Origin of the sequence: Tardiphaga sp. 215_C5_N2_1 (genome assembly GCF_052076055.1) — a bacterium.
In the GTDB taxonomy this organism is placed as follows: Bacteria; Pseudomonadota; Alphaproteobacteria; order Rhizobiales; family Xanthobacteraceae; genus Tardiphaga; species Tardiphaga robiniae.
In genome coordinates this window covers 3,209,132-3,228,480 of the sequence record NZ_CP197240.1, presented here as the reverse complement: position 1 = coordinate 3,228,480, position 19,349 = coordinate 3,209,132, and the positions used below count along the sequence as shown (strand labels likewise).

The 19,349-nt window shown below is 57.7% G+C and carries 13 protein-coding genes and 2 pseudogenes; 9 read left to right on the top strand and 6 right to left on the bottom strand.

What is annotated here, in order from left to right:
• Positions 1-489 precede the first annotated feature (489 nt).
• From AB7828_RS15405 to AB7828_RS15370, 8 genes and pseudogenes are all read left to right on the top strand, one after another.
• On the top strand, positions 490-2,295 hold the full coding sequence (locus AB7828_RS15405; RefSeq protein ID WP_441230510.1) for a serine aminopeptidase domain-containing protein: 1,806 nt from the start codon (positions 490-492) through the stop codon (positions 2,293-2,295).
• A gap of 98 nt (positions 2,296-2,393) precedes the next feature.
• Positions 2,394-2,702: a hypothetical protein gene (locus tag AB7828_RS15400; protein ID WP_441230509.1), complete on the top strand. Its 309-nt coding sequence runs from the start codon at positions 2,394-2,396 to the stop codon at positions 2,700-2,702.
• Between the two features lie 409 nt (positions 2,703-3,111).
• Positions 3,112-5,172, top strand: a complete 2,061-nt coding sequence (locus tag AB7828_RS15395; RefSeq protein ID WP_441230508.1) for a glycine-rich domain-containing protein — start codon at positions 3,112-3,114, stop codon at positions 5,170-5,172.
• A gap of 173 nt (positions 5,173-5,345) precedes the next feature.
• Positions 5,346-6,527 carry an acyltransferase family protein gene (locus AB7828_RS15390; protein WP_441230507.1) on the top strand — a complete coding sequence of 394 codons (1,182 nt, stop codon included), beginning with the start codon at positions 5,346-5,348 and terminating at the stop codon, positions 6,525-6,527.
• Between the two features lie 316 nt (positions 6,528-6,843).
• Positions 6,844-7,725, top strand: coding sequence for an FkbM family methyltransferase (locus tag AB7828_RS15385; protein WP_441230506.1), 882 nt, complete (start codon positions 6,844-6,846; stop codon positions 7,723-7,725).
• Between the two features lie 418 nt (positions 7,726-8,143).
• A complete protein-coding gene (locus AB7828_RS15380; RefSeq protein WP_441230505.1) occupies positions 8,144-9,835 on the top strand; it encodes an outer membrane beta-barrel protein in 1,692 nt (563 codons plus the stop codon).
• 189 nt (positions 9,836-10,024) lie between these two features.
• A pseudogene (locus tag AB7828_RS15375) lies at positions 10,025-10,120 on the top strand (UBP-type zinc finger domain-containing protein); the annotation flags it as partial.
• A gap of 448 nt (positions 10,121-10,568) precedes the next feature.
• A pseudogene (locus tag AB7828_RS15370) lies at positions 10,569-10,904 on the top strand (replication initiator protein A); the annotation flags it as partial.
• A gap of 628 nt (positions 10,905-11,532) precedes the next feature.
• Here the strand turns inward: AB7828_RS15370 and AB7828_RS15365 are convergent.
• The 3 genes from AB7828_RS15365 to AB7828_RS15355 are packed head-to-tail and all read right to left on the bottom strand — an operon-like array spanning position 11,533 to position 14,743.
• Complete coding sequence (locus tag AB7828_RS15365) at positions 11,533-12,405, bottom strand: efflux RND transporter periplasmic adaptor subunit (protein ID WP_441232246.1); 873 nt, start codon at positions 12,403-12,405, stop codon at positions 11,533-11,535.
• Between the two features lie 47 nt (positions 12,406-12,452).
• Positions 12,453-12,671 carry a DUF1656 domain-containing protein gene (locus AB7828_RS15360; protein ID WP_441230504.1) on the bottom strand — a complete coding sequence of 73 codons (219 nt, stop codon included), beginning with the start codon at positions 12,669-12,671 and terminating at the stop codon, positions 12,453-12,455.
• On the bottom strand, positions 12,668-14,743 hold the full coding sequence (locus AB7828_RS15355; RefSeq protein ID WP_441230503.1) for an FUSC family protein: 2,076 nt from the start codon (positions 14,741-14,743) through the stop codon (positions 12,668-12,670). Before AB7828_RS15355 ends, AB7828_RS15360 begins: the two co-directional genes overlap by 4 nt.
• A gap of 95 nt (positions 14,744-14,838) precedes the next feature.
• On the opposite strand from AB7828_RS15355, the gene AB7828_RS15350 reads away from it, so the two are divergent.
• Entirely contained in the window at positions 14,839-15,702 is an 864-nt protein-coding gene (locus AB7828_RS15350; protein ID WP_120287974.1) for an AraC family transcriptional regulator, read from the top strand.
• Positions 15,703-15,742: 40 nt separating this feature from the next.
• Here the strand turns inward: AB7828_RS15350 and ribB are convergent, their stop codons facing one another.
• The 3 genes from ribB to AB7828_RS15335 all read right to left on the bottom strand — a co-directional run bounded on the left by ribB (position 15,743) and on the right by AB7828_RS15335 (position 19,289).
• Positions 15,743-16,819, bottom strand: coding sequence for a 3,4-dihydroxy-2-butanone-4-phosphate synthase (ribB, locus tag AB7828_RS15345; protein WP_120286945.1), 1,077 nt, complete (start codon positions 16,817-16,819; stop codon positions 15,743-15,745).
• A gap of 137 nt (positions 16,820-16,956) precedes the next feature.
• Complete coding sequence (locus tag AB7828_RS15340; RefSeq protein WP_120286944.1) at positions 16,957-17,580, bottom strand: Lrp/AsnC family transcriptional regulator; 624 nt, start codon at positions 17,578-17,580, stop codon at positions 16,957-16,959.
• Between the two features lie 290 nt (positions 17,581-17,870).
• Entirely contained in the window at positions 17,871-19,289 is a 1,419-nt protein-coding gene (locus tag AB7828_RS15335; RefSeq protein ID WP_120286943.1) for a helix-turn-helix transcriptional regulator, read from the bottom strand.
• Between the last annotated feature and the right edge of the window lie 60 nt (positions 19,290-19,349).

The window sequence follows — 19,349 nt, the reverse complement described above, 5'->3', positions numbered from 1 at the left end:
GTTTCTCCAACGCTACAAAAAGTCCATTGCTTCGCCAGGGATGCGAGCGGCTCATAGTGATATGGACCAGATACCAATCAAAGGTAGAGAGAATCGTAATAAGCCTCAAATGCAACAGACCGTTCCGGCGTCAAGATTAACAAAATGAAGATGCAATCACGCAAAATGGACGCTTTCGTCAATCCTGGCGCGGGTTGCTGCGGTCGCGATTATCAGTCGGGTGCTTTTGAGCCACGGCGCTGATGGCAGGATCAGCGGCTTCAAGTCGATAGCGCGAGATAATGCACCATGATTAGGAAATAGCTAACTATCGGCGGCAACGTATCGCGCCGGGTACACGTTAATGATGGAACGCGATATCGAATGACACCTTCGTCGCCCCTGAGTTAATAAATTGGCATCCGGCAAGGGCGACTGCTTAGCAGCGAAAATATCCGTCTGCAGGCGCCATTCGGCTGACGAACAGAAAACTGTAATAGTTTCAAGATCATGAAATCCCGATACGGCGCACCTGTAACGTTTGATAATTTCGGCGGCTTTTATCACGCGGGCCGCATTGACCGATGCGGACGCAAGGCGGTGCTGTTGCTCGCACCGATCGGATATGAAGAATTGTGTACCCGAGCCACATGGAGTGCTTTGGCAGAGTACATTGCCGCGGCAGGTCATGCATGCCTCAGATTCGATTATCCCGGCACGGCAGATGCAATCGATCTCGCTGGCGACCCCGAAGGCATCTCTGACTGGTTTGTTGCTGCCCGTCACTGCGTTGCGTTCTTGCGGGAATACAATCCGGGCATCGAACTCGTTCTGGTCGGACAAGGTCTTGGCGCTAGTCTGGCCGCCCAACTCGGAACCGAATTACCCGACGTCGCAGCTACGATCCTGATGGCGCCGGTCGTCAAAGGCCGCGCCTATCTTCGTGAACTTCAGGCCTGGTCGCGCATGCTGACCGACCGGATGGGTATCGGGCCCGACCCGTTCGACAACGGTTACAGCGTCGCTGGTATTCCACTGGCAAGCAGCCGCGCCGCAGCCATCAAAACTATCGATCTTACTCGGACAACTGAGCCTCCCGCCGCACGGGTCCTTTTGGTTGAGCGCAGTCAAATGTCCCGCGACAGCTCAATCGGCAAACACCTGAAGACGCTCGGAGCCGATGTTTCGTCCATCGACTACGAGGGGTATGAAAATATCCTGCAAAATCCAAGTTTGGCTGGTCCACAGCTCGGCACGCTGACACGCATCGTGTCATGGATCGACAATTTCGGGCATTTTCCAATCGCGGGCGCCAACTGTTCTGCCAAAGTGGTAGGGCCCGCGCGGCCAATCGTTGGACCTCACTATGACGAGTTACCGGTTCGGTTTGGGCCAGACGAGCGGCTCTTCGGAGTCCTCTGTCGGCCACTCGGTCGAAGGCCTTCAGCTATCGCAGTGCTCGCTAATTCGGGGCGCGACTATCACATCGGCTGGGGGCGCGCGGCAGTAGAACAGGCTCGCGCCCTCGCGGAGCGCGGGATCGCTTCGTTGAGAATGGACGCCGGCGGTATAGGCGACAGTGCGGCGTCGGCAGGCGCGCCGGCCGAAGTACTTTATTCGGAAGAGCAAACTGCTGACCTGCGTCACGCGATCGACTATGTAGAGAAGCTCGATGCCGGCCCGATCGCCTTGGTAGGACGCTGCAGTGGTGCTTACGCCGCATTCCAGGCTGCGGTGCAAGATGTGCGCGTTCGCAATGTCATCGCCATCAATATCATGCGTTTTGTCTGGGACCCACGGGAAACCGTCGCTGAAGCCTTATTATCTGCCCATCGCACCATCGGCGGGTCTGTTGCGATGTTGTTTAGCAAGCGAAGCCTGAGACGACTACTGTCAGGCAATTTGCGCGTCAAAGCTCCGGTTATCTTTTTCTCCAAACGCCTGGTTCGAACTCTCTCATTGATAGTCAGCCACATCCCGGGCCGGGCCGGCCAGAAGCTTTACAGCGAGGGTCATCGCCGTTTCCAAATTCTCGAAAGTCGCGGCGTTGGTCTAGCGATGTTATTTTCGGAAGGAGATCACTCGCTGGGCGAATTCCGCACGTATATGGGAAGAAGAGGCGCGCGGCTACGCCGCTATCCGAAGGCTTCGGTTTCGATAATCCCTGATGCCGACCACGATTTCACCCACTCGGCGGCGCGCGCGCGACTAACGAGCGCCCTGTGCGACGTGCTCGCGGCGCCTTCGTCACTGCCATCCCGCGAACAGTACCGTCAGGCTTCCAAGTTTCCCTCGAGATCTCTCTTGCGCCGCTAACGTTTCTCGACTGCTTTGCAGTGCCTCACCTCTCTCAGCGAGCAGTCGAGGACTATGACAAAGCGATATCCCAGGGGCATCTCAGTCAGGATGATCTGGTGCGGCTTCAGGTCGGGCGCGGCTATGCCTATCTCAGCTTGACAACCTGTTCAGCGGCCGCGGCGGACTTCACCGCCGCGCTCAAATTCAATCCCGCCTTCTCCAAAGGGTTGAAATGGCACGGTCTCTATCTTGAACGGATGGACCAGACAGACAAGGCAGTTCGTGACTACGAAGCTGCCCTAGAACTGAAACCATTAGACAGCGTACTTGCAAAGAAATTGCGGGCCACGACAGCAAGTGAATCGATTCCAACTAGCGTCGACTTAGTCAGCAGCAGCATAGCAGTAGGAAAGCATCGACCTTGAATTCACTACTGACCTTCGTCTCTGCATGATCCACCTCCATCTTTATGAGACACGTAAATTGGTGTCGATCAAACTGGTAACATTTCACGCACGCGTTTGTGCGTTGACGCTTGGCAAAGATTGTGCCGCCGCTGCCGATTTGTGTCAATCTGATGAAATCTAATGCCGGTACTACAATTCTTTATCGGTTGTTCACCGCGCCGTCCGATTGAGAGCTGCATGCCTGCCGCGCTCTTGACGAAGCCATATGACTACCTCTCATTGCAGAATGAAGCGATGATCCGCGATCGTGAAGATGCTCAATGCGGGATGATCACGCTCTAACAATAGAAATTTTCTAAAGGGACGTGACATGCCTGCCTCCACACCGCTTCCATATGCAACAGTAACGTCCTTAAGCGCTTTCGACATGATCGACAGTATGGGGACAAATACAAACATCGCTTATCAAATCGGAGGGACAACGGCCGCGGATCTGCCAAATAGGGATGGTGAGATCGAGCTGATCAGCGCGCTGCAATATCTCGGCATTCATCACATCCGCAACGCCGGCTTGGATGCAAATCCAAACGAGAATGCTGGCACTGCCTATCCAAATGCGCCGAGCGACTATCAGAATTTCCTAACAATCCGAAACTCAATTCCAAACATTAAAATAGATTTCGTGGTTGACGCAGGTGGACCGCCCCACTGGGGTGACGGCACGGCGAGCGATATGAAGGTTATCCTACTCAACCTCGCACAGCTTGGTGCTCTGGCTGCCATGGAAGGCCCGAACGAGCCGAACAATCAAACGACGTACAGCCCCTCCGGAAGTCTCTATCCGCCAGGCAACACGGCTTACAATCAGATCTGGACGGACTGGGGCGTCGCATTTCAGAGTTTGAAGAACAGTAGTACGGCGTTTACAGGCGTCCTCATATTGCCGCCAACTAGCGCGGTGACGGGGCCAAATGGCGCCGATGGTGTCGAAGCGACCTATGCGACTTCCGGACTGACCGATCATACGGCCTACTATGATCTAATGAACTTCCACAGTTACTCGTCCGAAGGCCTTGATGGCCTCAGTCTTGGCGACCCGCACGGCGCTATTTCAAATGGCAATCCACCCAACTCCGGTTGTTATCAAGCATCGATCCCCAACTGGGGTCGATATGCTATGCCGGGAAAGAGAGTTGTCATAACCGAAAGCGGAAATAACACGGCGTTGGTGGCAACTGGCGGCCTGAAGGTAAGCGAACGTGCGCAAGGCGTAGCACTTGTCAGTAATTACTTTTGGGCAAAGTATTTTAATGCCGTCAGGCTCTATCAGTATGAGATCAATGACGACTCAAACGACTTGAGTGATAGTACTGTGGTGCGCTGGGGCTTTTACCGCGGCGATTGGAGCAAAAAAGTCGCTGCCGACTACGTGCATAATTTTACGAGCGTTCTAGCGGATACCGCACAAAGTGATCCGAGCACGATCCCGAGTTTTACAGTGTCGGGGAAGAATACATCGACTTGGGGGGCGACTCTGGCATTCTCCAAGTCAGACGGATCCTACGTGATCGCCTGCAATAATACGCTTCAATGGTGGAACGCGACGAATGGCGGAGATCTGACTCCAATCGCGGAAAACTGGACGATTACGTTTTCAGCGAATTCAACCTATACCATCACCGATGTCATGACCGGCGTGACGTCTGCTCCCCAGACTGGGTTAACGGCCGCTGTTGCCGTCCGTGGATATCCCATGCTGGTCCACGTCACTAACAGCGCGCCAACTGTTGTTGTTCTGACGAACGGTACCTCATGGACCGTCCCGGCAGGCGTCACAAAACTTTCGCTGGTCGAGTGCACTGGCGGGGGTGGCGGCGGCGCCATGGTGACTGGGAACGGTGGTGGAAACGGCGGCGGTGGTGGCGCATATGCTGCGATCGCCAATTTTACTGTCACACCCGGCGCCAGCATTCCCTATAAAATAGGAGCTGGCGGCGCGGGCGGAGGCAATAACGGTTCAAGCCCCGGTGGAGCAGGGGGCACGACCTTCTTCAGCTCGGCGAGTAGCGTATCTGCCGTGGGAGGAAAGGGCGGAGTTTTAACCAACAATACAGTTGCAGCCGGTGGGTCCGCTACAAATAGCGTCGGGACAATGAAATTCAGCGGCGGCAATGGCGGGCCTAACACCACCTTCGGGGCATACGGCGCAGGCGGCGGTGGCGCGGCGTCAGCGGCCGGCGCAGGCAATGCGGGTCACAATGATAATACGGGAGCCGGCGGCAGCTCGCCGAATGGGGGTGCTGGCGGTGTGCCTGATGGCGACGGTGTGTCTAACCCGAATGGCGGTGGTGGCGGCGGCGGCGTTAACAGCGTGCGCTGTGGTAACGGCGGCACCCCCGGCGGTGGTGGCGGCGGTGATGGCGCCGATATATCCAGCCTCGGCGGTATTGGTGGCCAAGGGCAAGTCCGAATTACCTATTCTAACTAACAAAAGGGCGCGCCTATAGGCTCCAGTCGGAACATGGCTCAGAATCAAGTTGAGCCTCTCTAAATTCATAGAAACCTCGAGCCCGAGGAGTGTCATGGAAACGTGTTCATGTCGTCTATCTGCGTACGATTGGAAGAAGCTTAACCCTATCGATCTTGTGGAGGAGGGCCATTATGTCTGACTCACAGGTCAGCTCTCAACGGTTGGAAAAATTTCCGGCTTTTGACGGCTTTCGTGGCGTGGCAGTGCTAGTTGTCGTCTTCAGCCACTTACCGCAAGTGGTTGACAGTGACATGTATAACACGGCCTGGAAGCTCAATCAGGCGCCCCGGGCAGCTTATGTGGTGCTGGACATTTTCTTCGCCGTCAGTGGCTTCTTTATTACCCGGCTATTGCTGCGGGAACGCGCCAAGACCGGCCGCATTTCGTTCTTTAATTTTTACGCTCGCCGCGCCCTGCGAATTGTTCCGGTTTATTACATTGCAGTGGTCTCTTGCTACTTCGTTTTTCATTTTGGGCCGTGGGATACGCTCAGTCTGCTTACCTACACATTTAATTTTTACCACCCGTTTCATCCTGCGCCGCATCCGCTCGAACAGACCTGGTCGCTCTCCGTCGAGGAGCAGTTTTATTTCTTTTGGCCGCTGTTGGTCCTGTTGGTGCCGCAGCGCCTGTTGAGCGTTGTTACGGGGCGCGTGGTTCCCGCTCTTGCAGTCGTCAGTGGCCTCGTGATCGCTGCAGGTTATGGTGGCCGGGATAACGTTTTGTCCGGCGATCTCGTTTACATGTCGATCTTTACACGCATGCTGTCACTATCGCTTGGCGGTTGGTTGGCAGTTCGCGAGTTTGAAAAACGCTCGCTGCGTGGACGGCATTGCGTGCTGTTTCTGGCGGTCGCGATCTTGCTGCTGATTGCCGATCGGGTTGGCCGGAGTAATGACATCATCACCTCCCAAGCGGCGTATTGGACATTGGCTCTAGCGGCCTACGCGATGATCAGTGTATCGTTCGTCAGTACGATGGTTTTCGACAATGGTATCGTTAAGCGCGGGCTGACAACGTTTCTGTCGATGCCGATCTTGCGCGGCTTTGGCCACATCTCCTACGCGATGTACGTTGTCCATCTCCCGGTGTTGTTCTTTTTGGGCCTTAATGATGGTGCGCTAAGCGGCAATAAAGCACCACTGGCGCAGGTTGTCCTCGCCTTCGCCATTACCCTTGCACTTTCTGTTCTCTCGTATTTTGCTCTCGAGAGCCCGCTATCATCCTTCAAGGCAAACTTTGGCGGAGCGCCGGGGCAGCCTGCAGAGAGCCCGGTCGTTGAAGCGTTACCCACCGGGGCGCCGTCAAATTGAGGCCTGCGTCCCTGTCTTGTCGCGCCTGATACAGCAGACTGTCCGCGATCGTTGGGAGGCTCGGTGAGAGCTGGCGGTCTCCCATAGACCGTTTACGTTAATCTGAACTCCCCGCGATTGCTGTAGACAAGTACCGATAATAGCTGTTCGGTCCTCGTTGGCGGCTGAGGCAAATGCTGCGGGACTGACGATTAGATTAAAGTTGGAAATATTTCCGGAGTTTGACGGCTTCCGAGGATGGACGTCGCCGTTGCTCCCCCAATATCCTGCCTGCAGTCCATGTTCGGCGCCAGGCGAACTTTAGAAGGCATGCTTTATGGGTAATCTGGCCGATCTCTATCATCTGTCGCGCTTCGCAAACCGCCACCCGCTGGCGCGGGAGAATAAACGTCGTACCTTCTTAAGGTTCATGCGATGGCAGGTTGCCAGCCGCGCCATTCAACAGCCCATCGTTTTACCCTTCGTCGGAGAATCTCGGCTTATTATATCCAAACAGATGCCGGGTGCTGCAGTGAACTATTACTTCGGCTTGCCTGAGGTCGAAGAAGTCTCGCTCGCGCTTCACTTCCTTAGAGAAGGCGATCTTTTGGGAGATGTCGGCGCCAACATCGGCGCACTTTCGATTGCGGCAAGCAGCGTAGCTAAAGCGCGCGTGATCGCCATGGAACCGGTGCCGTCGACATTCAAAGCTCTGCGCGACAATGTCGCGATCAATGAGGTATCGAACCTGGTGACCACGCTCAACATGGGGGCGGGGAAGGAAGCTTCCGATCTAAATTTCTCCACCGATCGCGGGGGGAACGACCGGATCGTCCTGGATGGCTCCGGGCTGTCAATTCCCGTCCGGGCACTTGATGAAGTATTCCCGGAGACTCCGAATATGTTGGTTATCGACGTGGAGGGATTTGAGCCCGCGGTAATCGCGGGAGCGAAACGGCTTCTTGCTGATCCCAAGCTTGAGATCATCATCGTTGAGACGCTCGGGCTGGCCTCCGATTACAATCTCGACGATCGCGCGATGCATGAGACGATTCTCAGTAATGGTTTCGTCACAGTGAAGTACGATGGATTCACGCGCGTACTGGAACCGACAATAGGCATGGATAGATTCAATACAATCTATGTGCGTGATGTAGCGAGAGTGAGTGAGAAAGTCCGCAAGGCAAATGCTTTCCGAGTCGGCGACCGCAATATCTGAGATCACCTGGTGCCAGTGTTGACACAAGCCGCAGCGTGTATGTGCGGTAATAATCGGTGTATCGACGAGACTCAGACTGTGTGAATCGGTGTTGCCAAATTTTCGCTGCGATTTTGTCGAGCGCCGCGTTGCGTCCTTTGATCGGTCATGGGTGTGAGGATGCATCATTCGGGCCACGTTAGGCAGATGAGACCTAACGGGGGGCAGGCCAATCGGCGGCACATGCTTTTAAAGAGTCTTTTTGTAATAACGTTGCACAGATACCGGCTGCCACGCCGAGACGATCTGACCAAAACAGCGGTTCCGGCTTCCGGTTGACGCCTTGCTAAAAAACACAGTTAGCGAAACGTAAAAGGAGAAATTTAACGAATCTCGCCGAAGCTGCGCCCAATCTTGATGCGGTGCTCGAGTGGGGTACATGACCAGAGTATCTGTTGTCGTCGCTTCTCTGCTGCTTGGCGCAAGCCAGGCGGTCGCTGCGGATTTGCCGGAATACGGTCAGCCTTATCCCCTCGCGGTTTGGACATGGGCCGGACCTTATCTCGGCGTCCATATCGGCGGCGGATTGGGACAATCCAGATTTACAGATAGCAATGGCCCGGCCGTTTATGGCGGCGATGTCAGAACGCCGACGGCTTTGGGAGGCGCGCAGGTAGGCTTTAATTTTCAGCCGACTCGGAATCTGGTGCTCAGCGTCGAGGCCGATATTAGCGCAGTCAGCTCCAACGGCACCAATACGTGCCTTGCGTCATCCGGCTATTTCCTGTCGGCCAATTGCCGCGTGCGGCAGAACGCGCTGGGCACCGTAACAGGGCGCGTTGGCTTGGCGACTGGCGAGGCCGGACGCACCTTGCTCTATGCCAAAGGTGGCGTCGCCTGGCTCAATCAGCAGATTGATATCAATACCAACCCGATCGACCTCTCGACCGGCACAAAGAACAGCCAATGGGGCTGGACCGCAGGCGTCGGCATCGAACGGGCGGTGGCACCAGCTTGGTCGGTGAAGGTGGAATACGACTATGCCGGTTTCAACAGCTTCGACATGTCGACGCCCGGCAGCTATTTCCAGCCGTTTCCGCCTTTTGCGCTCTATGGGACGACGCCACCAGGCAGCACTAGCGTTTCGCAGAACATCCAGACTGTCAAAGTCGGGCTGAACATGAAGTTCGGCGGCGATACCGATGCGCGGTGGGACGATGCCGAGAACATGCATCTGCGCGGCTCGCAAAGTGTTGAAGATCCGAGCATGCGCGGCGACATCGAGATCGGCGGACGCGTCTGGTATTCGTCGGGTCGTTTTCAGAAGGACCTCGGTGCAGGCACCGATCCGGCACAGCAGAACATCCTGAACTCGCGACTCACTTATGAGAGTCCGGCGGTCTCCGGCGAAGTGTTCGGTCGTGTCGATGGCCTGGCCGATTTCTTCCTCAAGGGCTTCATCGGCGGCGGTAAGTTGCTAAGCGGCAAGATGAACGACGAGGACTGGATGCCCGGCTACGGTGTTCCCTATTCGAACACGCTGTCGGACCCCGTGCAGGGCAGCCTCGCCTATGCCACAGTCGATGTCGGCTATGCGTTTATCCGCGGCCCAGGAGTCAATGTGGGCCCGTTCATCGGCTACAATTATTATCGTGAGAACAAATCGGCCTATGGCTGCACGCAGATCGCCAATGCGACCGTCGCGGCACCTTGTGTGCCGGCGATCCCTGGATCGACGCTGGCGATCACGGAGGACGATACGTGGCATTCGTTGCGAGTCGGCCTTAACGGAGTCGTCATGCTGAACGATCGGCTTAAACTCACCGGCGATGCGGCATATCTGCCTTATGTTCGCTTTTCGGGCGTCGACGACCACGTGTTGCGCAACGCATATGATACCCGCTCGCCGGAGAGCGGCGAAGGCAGGGGCGTGCAGCTGGAAACGATCCTCTCTTATTATGTGACGCCGTCATTCTCCGTCGGTGCAGGCGCGCGCTATTGGGCGATGTGGGCCACCGAGGATGCCAAGACCAATTTCTTCGGCACGCCATGTCCCTGTCAGACCCTGCCGGTCCGCACCGAGCGCTATGGCGGCTTCCTGCAAGCGGCCTATACGTTTAATACCGACTAAGAGGCGAAAGCCGTGGCCGATCGTCCGATACGCCGCGCTTCGATGCCTCTGACTCCGGGGATTTTGGTTCGCAATTGTCGTCATATCCGACCGAAAGTCTCAAGATCAGCGGCTCTCTTTTGCTGCCATGCCTACCGACCAAAGCCAGTAACGAGTGGCATGGCCAAGGATCGCACATGTTCGCGTTAGCCGGAAGGTTGGGGCTGGTGCTACGTCGATAAAGTCTTTCTCGACCTAGGCAACGACACAACCGAGCAGGACCGCCCGATCGTGCGATACTACTAGTACATCGCGCGTAGATGTACACCGACGGCATTATCAAGGGCATCCGTGGAACTGGGTCAGGCTGCGTCCGAGCTCGGATTCAGGCAGTTCGTCGTGGGCCTGGTCGCCGGAGCTCGTTGCTTCACTGCCAATCTCGCGAGCGGGCCGGTCGGGTCTCGTCGTGCAGCGCGCCGGTGCAGATGCCGCGCACAATTGCGGAAAGCCATGAGCGTGCGGCGGATTGCGCCCGATAATCGGAGGGAGTGAGGTGTTGAGGACTTCTGCCGAACCAGCTGCGAACTCGCAATGTATTTCGGACCTTCATATCGAAAGCGTTAAGTTGAGGCCGCTGGGTTTTAGTTAGGTGGATATCGACTTATGTCGCAGAGATCGTTCGATCGCGCCAAGCTAGGCCCGCGCCAGCGACCACGCGCGCTCCCGGAATCATGCTACTCGGGCTGTCGCCTTACCGGCCTGGATTGTGGAAGGGGCTCGGTCATCGACGCTCCTAAAAGTATCGCAAACCTACTTCGAATTGCGAGGCCTTAGCCGAGCGATCTATCTCGTGGCTAGGAAGCACCTCGGCCACCAGTCTTCTTGGCGAATTGGTACCTCGAGGCTTTGGGCGAAGTTAGGCAGCAACGACGGCCTTTCGCAGTTCCGGCATAAGCTTGGGAAGCTCGCAGCCGCAAATCAACTGCCTGACTTCCATTTGGCTTGGGAAGATGGGCCGGATGGCATCCTGACGATCACTCCGCGCGAGATCGCACCGCCAAATCCGCGTATCGTCATTTCAGAAATGTAAACGCCGGCTTCGGCGGGGAATTCGTCATTCGAGAAATCCGGCGGCGGGATGCCGGCTAAACATCTAATCTCTAGCCTCTTTTGTGTGTTTCCTTTGCCCTTTTTCTCTTGTCCTTACCCATACCCATCGTGAAGGCATAGCTGGACCAGTCCCTGCAAAAGCAGGGTGCCGCACCAGGTAATGGTCTCCGCATATGCGTGCCATCGCTTGGCCCTCCTGTCGCGCCATTCGCAGGAGAGTTTGCTCGCTACTTAACGGTGATCATTGGCTCACCGGTGGCTGGGCTTCGAGCTTTCGCGGTGCCCTCGGGATATAGCCACGTCCCCACAGTACCCTAGACTTTATCGCGCTGCCGTATTGCGCCGACCACGATAAGCCGTCCGGATGGACTAGTACGCCTAATCTGGTCACAGAATTTGCGCTATCAACTGCTTGCGTGATCTTTAGTGCGCTTGCGAGTCAGCTCGACTGCAGGATCCGGGGGGCTTCAGACGGCTCACGATGAACGAGAGTCAGTTCGGAGATGCCGATTTCCGCCTGCACGGGGCGCCGCGATGAGGGGCATTGGATAGCATAGCATCTCCGTATTTTCTAAGAGTGCGGCCTGTCCGCTGATTTTGATGAAAGGTCAAAGCTGTTCGCCGATTAACGAGCGAATATCAAAGCTCGCGCTCTGCTTTGACCGCATTCTTTGGTCCCTCACCTGTACAGTAGCGGTCATTCCGACGACCAAACCTTCGCGATCTTCGCTCTTGATACGGATCCGGACCGGAATGCGCTGTGCGAGCCTGACCCATGAGAAGGTCGGATTGACGCTGGCAAGCAGGCTTGCCCCCGAACTCCTGTCCCGGTCCTCGATGCCACCGGCGATACTTTCGACCTGCCCGGCCAGGACCGCTCCGCCCATCAACCTTACATCGACGGCGTCGTCGACATGGATGCGGGGCAGTTTGGTTTCTTCGAAATAGCCTTCGACGCGCACAGTGTCGGTGTCGATCAAAGCCATGATGCCGCGCCCGGCGGCCAGATAGGCGCCCGGCCGCAAATCGAAATTGGAGACGCGGCCATTCATGGGCGCGCGGATTTCCGAGCGGTTAAGATTGAGGCGCGCGATGTCGAGGTCGGCGACGGCCTGACTATAGGTCGCCTTGGCCTGCAAGTCCGCCGCGCGGATCGTCTCGCGCTGTTGCTGCGACACGACGCCTTCGCTCAGTTTTTCGTAGCGTGCACGATCGCTGGCCGCCTTCTCGGCGGCGGCTTCGCGGTTCGCCAGGGCGGCCTCTGCCTGCCGGACGGCAAGGCGGAAACGTTCGGTGTCCAGTCGCAGCATTATATCGCCCTTGCGGACGAGGTGATTGTCCTGGATCAGCACCTCTTCGACGAGACCGGACACATCGGGCGCCACGGCGATGATGTCGGCGCGAACGCGGCCGTCCCGGGTCCAAGGAGCATTCTCATAGTGCTCCCACATGCCGACGCCGATTGGCACCGCCACACCCATCGCCAAAGTGGTGAGCAAAATTCGTGGAAGAAATGAACCAATTGTCCTCATGACGGCAGCTTTCCCAGAACGGAGTAGGAGATGTTGATCAGGATCACGAAGATGGCGAAGTCGAACAGCGCCGGGTGCCAGGCAAATTTCCGGACATCAGTGAGCGCTAGTCTGCGGATCGTCGCGGAAGTCGCGAAGCAGATAGCAAGCGCACAAACACAGGCCAGAGCGAAGGTCGGTACATAGACGCCTGCAATGGAGATTTCCTCGTTCATCGAATGACCTCGCTGGATGAGAGAGCGTGGGCATGTGGAAACAGCGTGCGGCGCAGGCCCGTCAGCGCGACCTGCCGCTTTTGGAGGTCTGTACGTTCGCCGGCCTGGACGCTCAGCGCGCTGTCGATCGCTGTCAGGAGGGCGTGCGCGTCATCGGGCCTCAGTTCCGCATTGCCGCGTGCAAGCCAGCGGAATGAGTGCGACAGCATGGGCATAAGCCGCGAAAGTTCGTGGTCGCCGTGCATGTCCTCGACGGCGGATTGCTTCAGAGCCATCAGGTCGAGGCCGATCTGCAACGCGGCCAGCGAACGGGGCGTTTCCGCTCCGATGTCGGCGCCGGTGGCGACCAGGCGGGGGATGATCAGTCCGAAGCGATCGAACATAATGCCGACCCATCGCGCGCGGCTCATCGGCCGGCGTGCGGTGGCCAGCCTAGCCAGGTCGGCCCAGCCAAGGCGCAGCAGACGTTGCGCTGCACGTGATGCCGATAGCGAACGCAGCCAGCGTATGGCGAGGAACGCTGCCATGAGCCCGATCAGCGCAGCTGCATTGCCGTTGATGAATACGGCGAGATCGGCGCTGAATTTATTTTGCAGATCGAGCGCGCTGATCAGGCCGAGGCCCAGCGCCAGTGCCTTGATGAAATGGCGGGGGTTCGCTTGCAGATAGCCGATGACGAGGAAGGTTGGCGCTAGCGAGAACACCAGCATTGGAAAGCCCGTAATGGCCGGGAAGATCAGGAATAAATAGATGGCGGCGATCGGCAGGCAGGCCAGCGTCCAGAGCGCGTACGAGATCAATGTCGGGGCGGGGTCGTCGAGGCTGCTGTAAAGCGCCGCGGCGATCGCGGCGATCTGTGCGGCGACGCCTCCTTCTGGCCATGCCGTCGCAATCCAGACTGCGCAGCAGCCCGCCACGGCGATGAAGAGAGCAGCCACCGACAAAGCGGCGAGACCGGGATCGCGATGCAGATGCCGGCGTGCTTTGGCATGCGGACATTGGGCTCTGTTTTTTCGCGCGGAGGCCGGCGAAGTGCCGTGCAGTGCTGCGGAAATGCTATTGGCGGAGGCGAGCGCATCGATCAAGGTGGCCAGTCTGGTGACCGTGCTGGCTTCAAGAAGGCGATCCCAAATCTTGGTATCGCCGCTCGCGACTGCTCCGAATCTTTCGCATCTGGCGATCAGGTCTTTCGCATCCACCAAGGATCGATCCGGATCTCGTGCCCAGTCGGCGAGGTCTGCCAGCAGGCCGTTCAATTCGGCCGAGCGCAGCTCGCCCATGGCCGCGAGGCTGTCCTCGACCGCCAGCAGCATCGGCAACACCAGTGCGAGCTGGTTCTGGACGGCGCTGATGGCGCGCGGCTCCGGCTTTCTTGCGGCGGTGTCGTAGCGCAGATGCGTCGACAGGATGTCGAGCTGGGTGATGTCGGCAGCCAGTTTCCAACGACCCGGATCCGGAACGTTGCTGGCGCGCGCGGACAGCACCTCGCTTGTCAGTGCGAAGGCGTCGGCGACGGCGTCGCGCAACAACTTTAGAACGGGGCGCGTGACATCGCTCGGGAAAAGCAGCGTATGCACCAGCGTCGCGCAGCTGATCCCGAGCAGGATTTCCTCGACCCGCGACAGCGCGGTATCGAACACCATGGCCGGCGCGTTCACGCTGGAAAAGGCGACGGTGGTCGCGGTGTAGCCGGCCAGCAGGAAGACATAACTGCGTGGGGTGCGGTCCTGCAGGGAGATGTAAAGGCACAGTCCAGCAAAGGCGGTGACCGCGACCGACAACAGTGCCGGCTGATCGACCAGCACCGGTACCAGCGCTAGAGCGGCGCAAGCGCCAAGCAAGGTTCCGAGAAAGCGATAGGCGGCGCGCGACCGAACCGCTCCAGCGAAGGGCTGCGCGGTTAGATAGACGGTGAGCATCGCCCAATAAGGACGCTGCAGGCCGAGGCGAAAGGCGAGATAGATCGCAAGCATCGCCGCTATGAACGAATTCGCCGAGAACAACGCCCATTTGGGGTCGAGTTGGCCCAGCGGTGCGACGGGGAGAATCCGAGACAGAAGTGATTTTGGCATGGTCCTGAGCTTCCGTGGAGCAAGCATCCAGACCATAGGCATTGCTGTGTCGCGCGAATTTCGATACTCTGCCAATTAATTGCTAAGGTATGACAATGCGCGGGACGCTTCATCAGCACTACCGTCTATTCGACCCTGATAGTCTGGACCGTCCAATCGTGGCGAGGATGGTGGATACGCAGGAGAAAGAGGACGAGCTACCGGTTCATACCCACCGCAAGGGGCAGCTCGTCCTCGCGCAGCGCGGCGGAGTGACCTGCGAGGTACCGAGCGGGCTGTGGATGGTCCCACCGCGCTGCGGCGTCTGGATCCCGGGCGGCATGCCGCACAGCAACCGGGTCACCGCAAATGCCAGCCTGCTCTTTCTCTATGTGGACATGGAAGCCGCGGGCCTGCCGCAAGAATGCTGCACCCTCTCGATCACGCCGCTGCTGCATGAACTGATCCTCCGCATGGCGACGCTGCCGCCGCTTTACGATCCGCAGGGGCCCCTCGCTCAGATCGCGGCGGTGCTCCTGAACGAACTGATCGCCCTGCCGACCGAAAGGCTGCATCTGCCAATCACGCGTCATTCAAAACTACGCTTCATAGCCGACGCCTTGATAGACGATCCCGCCGATCGCCGGACCGTGGCGGAATGGGCGGAAGCAGCGGCGCTCGGCGAGCGGACGCTGATGCGTCTCGTGGTCACCGAAACAGGCATGACCTTCAGCCGCTGGCGCCAACAGCTTCAGATCATCGTCGCCATCCAGAAACTGTCTGCTGGAGACACGGTTCAGTCCGTATCAGGCGCTTTAGGTTATGAGTCGGTGAGCGCTTTCATCACCATGTTTAAGAAGGCGCTCGGAAAGTCGCCAGCCCGCTACTTCTCCGACCGCGGGGCCGATCAGACGCGGCACCTTCGCGTGCACCTGGCTGGTGGTATGCTGCCGGCCTCGCCGGATGCCTGGGGCTTCTGATGTAATCATCGGGATGTTCGCCACGACCGAATTCGTGCAATCAGAGCGACTCGTTCCGGACGATCTCGATGCCGAAGCCCGACAATCCCCTGAAGTGATGGGTTGAGGAGGTAAGATGACGGATGGACGTGATCCTCAGATCGCGCAGGATCTGGGCGCCCACACCAATTTCGCGCCACTGCCTGTTGCGATCATCCTCTTGCGATGAGGCCGACGCCAGCGGCGCCGGGGGGACGCCCGCTGCGCCATCGCGCAGATAGACAAGCACGCCGCTGCCATTATCCTTGAAGCGATGCAGGACGACATTCATCTTCGCCTGTTCCTGACCCGAAAATAGGTCGCGCAGGATGTTCGGCTTGTAGAAGCGCGTGAGGACGTTGGTGCCGTCGCCGATATCGCCATAGACGTAAGCGACATGATGGATGGGATCGAACGGAGAGCGATAGGAATAGCCCTGCAACGGGCCGATTGGGCTGTCCGCGGTGACGCTCGATACGCGTTCGATTAGCGTCTCGCGGGCTTGCCTGAAGCGGATCAGATCAGCGATGGTGACACGTTTCAGTCTGTGCCTCTCGGCAAATGCCGCGACCTGCACTCCCTTCATGACCGAGCCATCGTCATTCATCAGCTCGCTGATCACGCCGACCGGTTCGAGTTTAGCTAGTTTGCACAGATCGACAGCGGCTTCGGTGTGGCCCGATCGCATAAGCACACCTCCCTCTTTCGCGATCAGCGGAAAGACGTGGCCGGGCCGGGAAAAATCGCTGGCGCCGGCATTAAGATTAGCGAGCGCGCGGCAGCATGACGCCCGCTCCTCAGCTGAGATACCCGTCCCATCATCCGGCCGGTAGTCCACCGATACGGTAAAAGCAGTCGTATGCGCTGAGTCGTTGTTCACGACCATGGGGTCAAGGCGCAGACGCCTCGCGTGGTCGGCCGTAATCGGCGCGCAGACGATTCCCGATGTATGCCGGATGATGAATGCCATCTTTTCGGCCGTACAGAGGGATGCGGCAACGACAAGATCGCCCTCGCCCTCGCGGTCATCGTCGTCGGTCACGACGATGATCTCGCCTTCGGCAAAGGCGCGCAGTACCGTGTTGACTGATGTCGCCATTGAAAGATCTCACCCGCGACGATGTTGGAACGATAGTTCGGTGGTCAAGCAGCTGGATCCGCATATGGCGCCTGCGAGATCACACACGCCTATTCAAGCATGGATCGAGGCCATCCAAGATGGTTGTCACGATCGCTTCATAGCCTTCCCGCGCAATAGCTGGGGTAACGGGCATCGATGCCGACTGGCGCATCCGATAGCGATGAACTCGTTGCGTCGCATCGAGGTTTCGTCGTTCGCTCAAGAGAGCGGGATGAGCTGCGGCATACCTTCACGACAACCGGATGATTGGTATCGAGCGGCAGAACAGTCTTGTGGGAAATGCGTTTGAGCGCGAGATTGGATCGAATGCTGGAAACGCCGGGAATACGTGAAAGCTTGTTGACGATGAGATCCTCGAGATCTTCGATGTCGGACACCATGACACGCAGCATGTAGTCGCTGTCGCCCGTCATCAGATAACATTCCATGACCTGCGCCAGGCGATCGATGACCCGTGTAAACGCTTCCAGCGAGGTCTGGACCTGCTTTTCGAGTTTAATCTGGATGAACGCGGTCACTGCGATGCCAAGTAATGCAGGATCGAGAATGGCGATACGGCGGTCGATCACGCCGAGTTTTTCGAGCGTCTTGACGCGTGCGAGACATGGCGACGGTGAAAGATTGACGCGCGACGCGAGTTCGACATTGGTCAAGCTCGCGTTCTGCTGAAGTTCGTTCAGAATCTTGATGTCTATCCTGTCGAGAGAGGTCGTCATCATCGCGTGTCTCCCAAAACTAACAGTTTTCAATCCGGACCGGCTTCTCGCGTTATGAGGCCGAGTGACAACCGAATGACAAATGGTAACCTCAGGCGCGCCGATGGAATTTCGACAAAATGCCGACTTGTGTCGAAAAACAGTCAAAGTCATTTTTGTGCATTGCGGTCGATTGGCTGATTGCTTAGTTTCGAGCCATTTTTTGCATATTCGATGCGCAGTATAGTTGCCGGTTAGGCGTGAACGCTTGCGCAAACCTCGCAGTGTCGGCGAGCCAATAGGCTGATCATCAATCAGCTCTCGGGACCGTGCACGATCCGATACGGTAGAATATCCCTGACATCAGGATCGATTGACAGTTTGCTTTTGAGCGGGGGAACGGCACGCTGCGAGCAACTCACCCGCTCGCAGATCCGGCACGAGATGCCGATCGGGTCGTACGCGGCCCTGTTAGTGAGGTCGAGCCCATCCGCATAGACGAAGTCCTTCGCATAAGAAATTTCGCATCCAAGGGCGATCGCATAGCGTGGACGCGGGGCTTCGAATCCTCCACGTGCTTTCGATAATTCCGTGGCTACGCATAAGAAGCGGACGCCGTCCGGCGTCTCGGCGAGCTGCCTGATGATCTGGCTCGGCGTCTCGAAGGCCTGGTGGGCGTTCCAGAGCGGGCAGGCAGCGCCATAGCGTGCGAATTGCAATTTGGCGGCGCTATGGCGCTTGGTGATGTTGCCGGCGCGGTCCACCCGCGCAAAGAACACGGGCACGCCCTTATGGCCCGGGCGCTGCAATGTGGAAAGGCGGTGGCCCACCTGCTCTAGGCTGGCGTCGAACCGGATTGCGATCAGTTCGAGATCGTGCCGGAGCTCCTTGGCGGCTTGCAGGAACCGGCGATAGGGGAGCAGAAGCGCGCCCGCAAAATAGTTGAGAAGGCCGGCCGCACAGACATTGCGCGCATCTGCCGACCGGAAGGTGGCTTTGCCGACGATCTCGCTGATCCGCTCTTCCTCTTCGAGAACTGCAATCTGGAGTGCGATCTGGAAATTGCGGGTCGGTGCCGGAAGATAGGGGCTCAGAAATAGCGTCCGGGACGCGCGGTCGAAGCGTCGCTGCGAGGTCTCGTGAGGAGCGCCTCGCCGGATTTGAACATTGTGGTGGGATGCCAGATGGTCGACCAGGGCTTGTGTAACGTTCTCATCAGGAATGCCCAGACGGTCGGCAAGTGCCTCGGCCGCCATATCGAGATCATGGACGTAATTGTCCACTAGGTGGAAGAAGTCGCGGATTTCCTCATAAGCGGTCGGTTCGCCGGCGCCATTTGCGGATTGTCCGTCGATACTGGCCAGCTGTTCGCTGTTTCGCTTATAGGCCCGGTGCGAATTGAGCAAAGCCTGCGCGAAACCGGGCGCATTTTGCGCGACCAATTTCAGCTCATGAATGCTGGGATTGTAGGAGGCAAAGACCGGATCCGCCAATGCTTCGGTGAGCATCGACAGAATTCTGTCGCTGTCGTTGAGCGAAAATGCGTCGAGGTCGATCTGAAAACGCTCCGCCAGCAGAACCAGGACCGAGGCGGAGACCGGCCGTTGGTTGTTTTCGATCTGGTTGAGATAGCTCGTGGAAATCCCAAGCCGCTCCGCAAATGCGGACTGGCTGAGCCGCCGGCTTTCCCGAATCTCGCGGACCTTTCGGCCGATGAAAAGTTTGCCCACCATTCGCAAATTCGCAAATTGCAATTCGCAATTTCATAACATGCTCATATGCGCCCGTTCAAC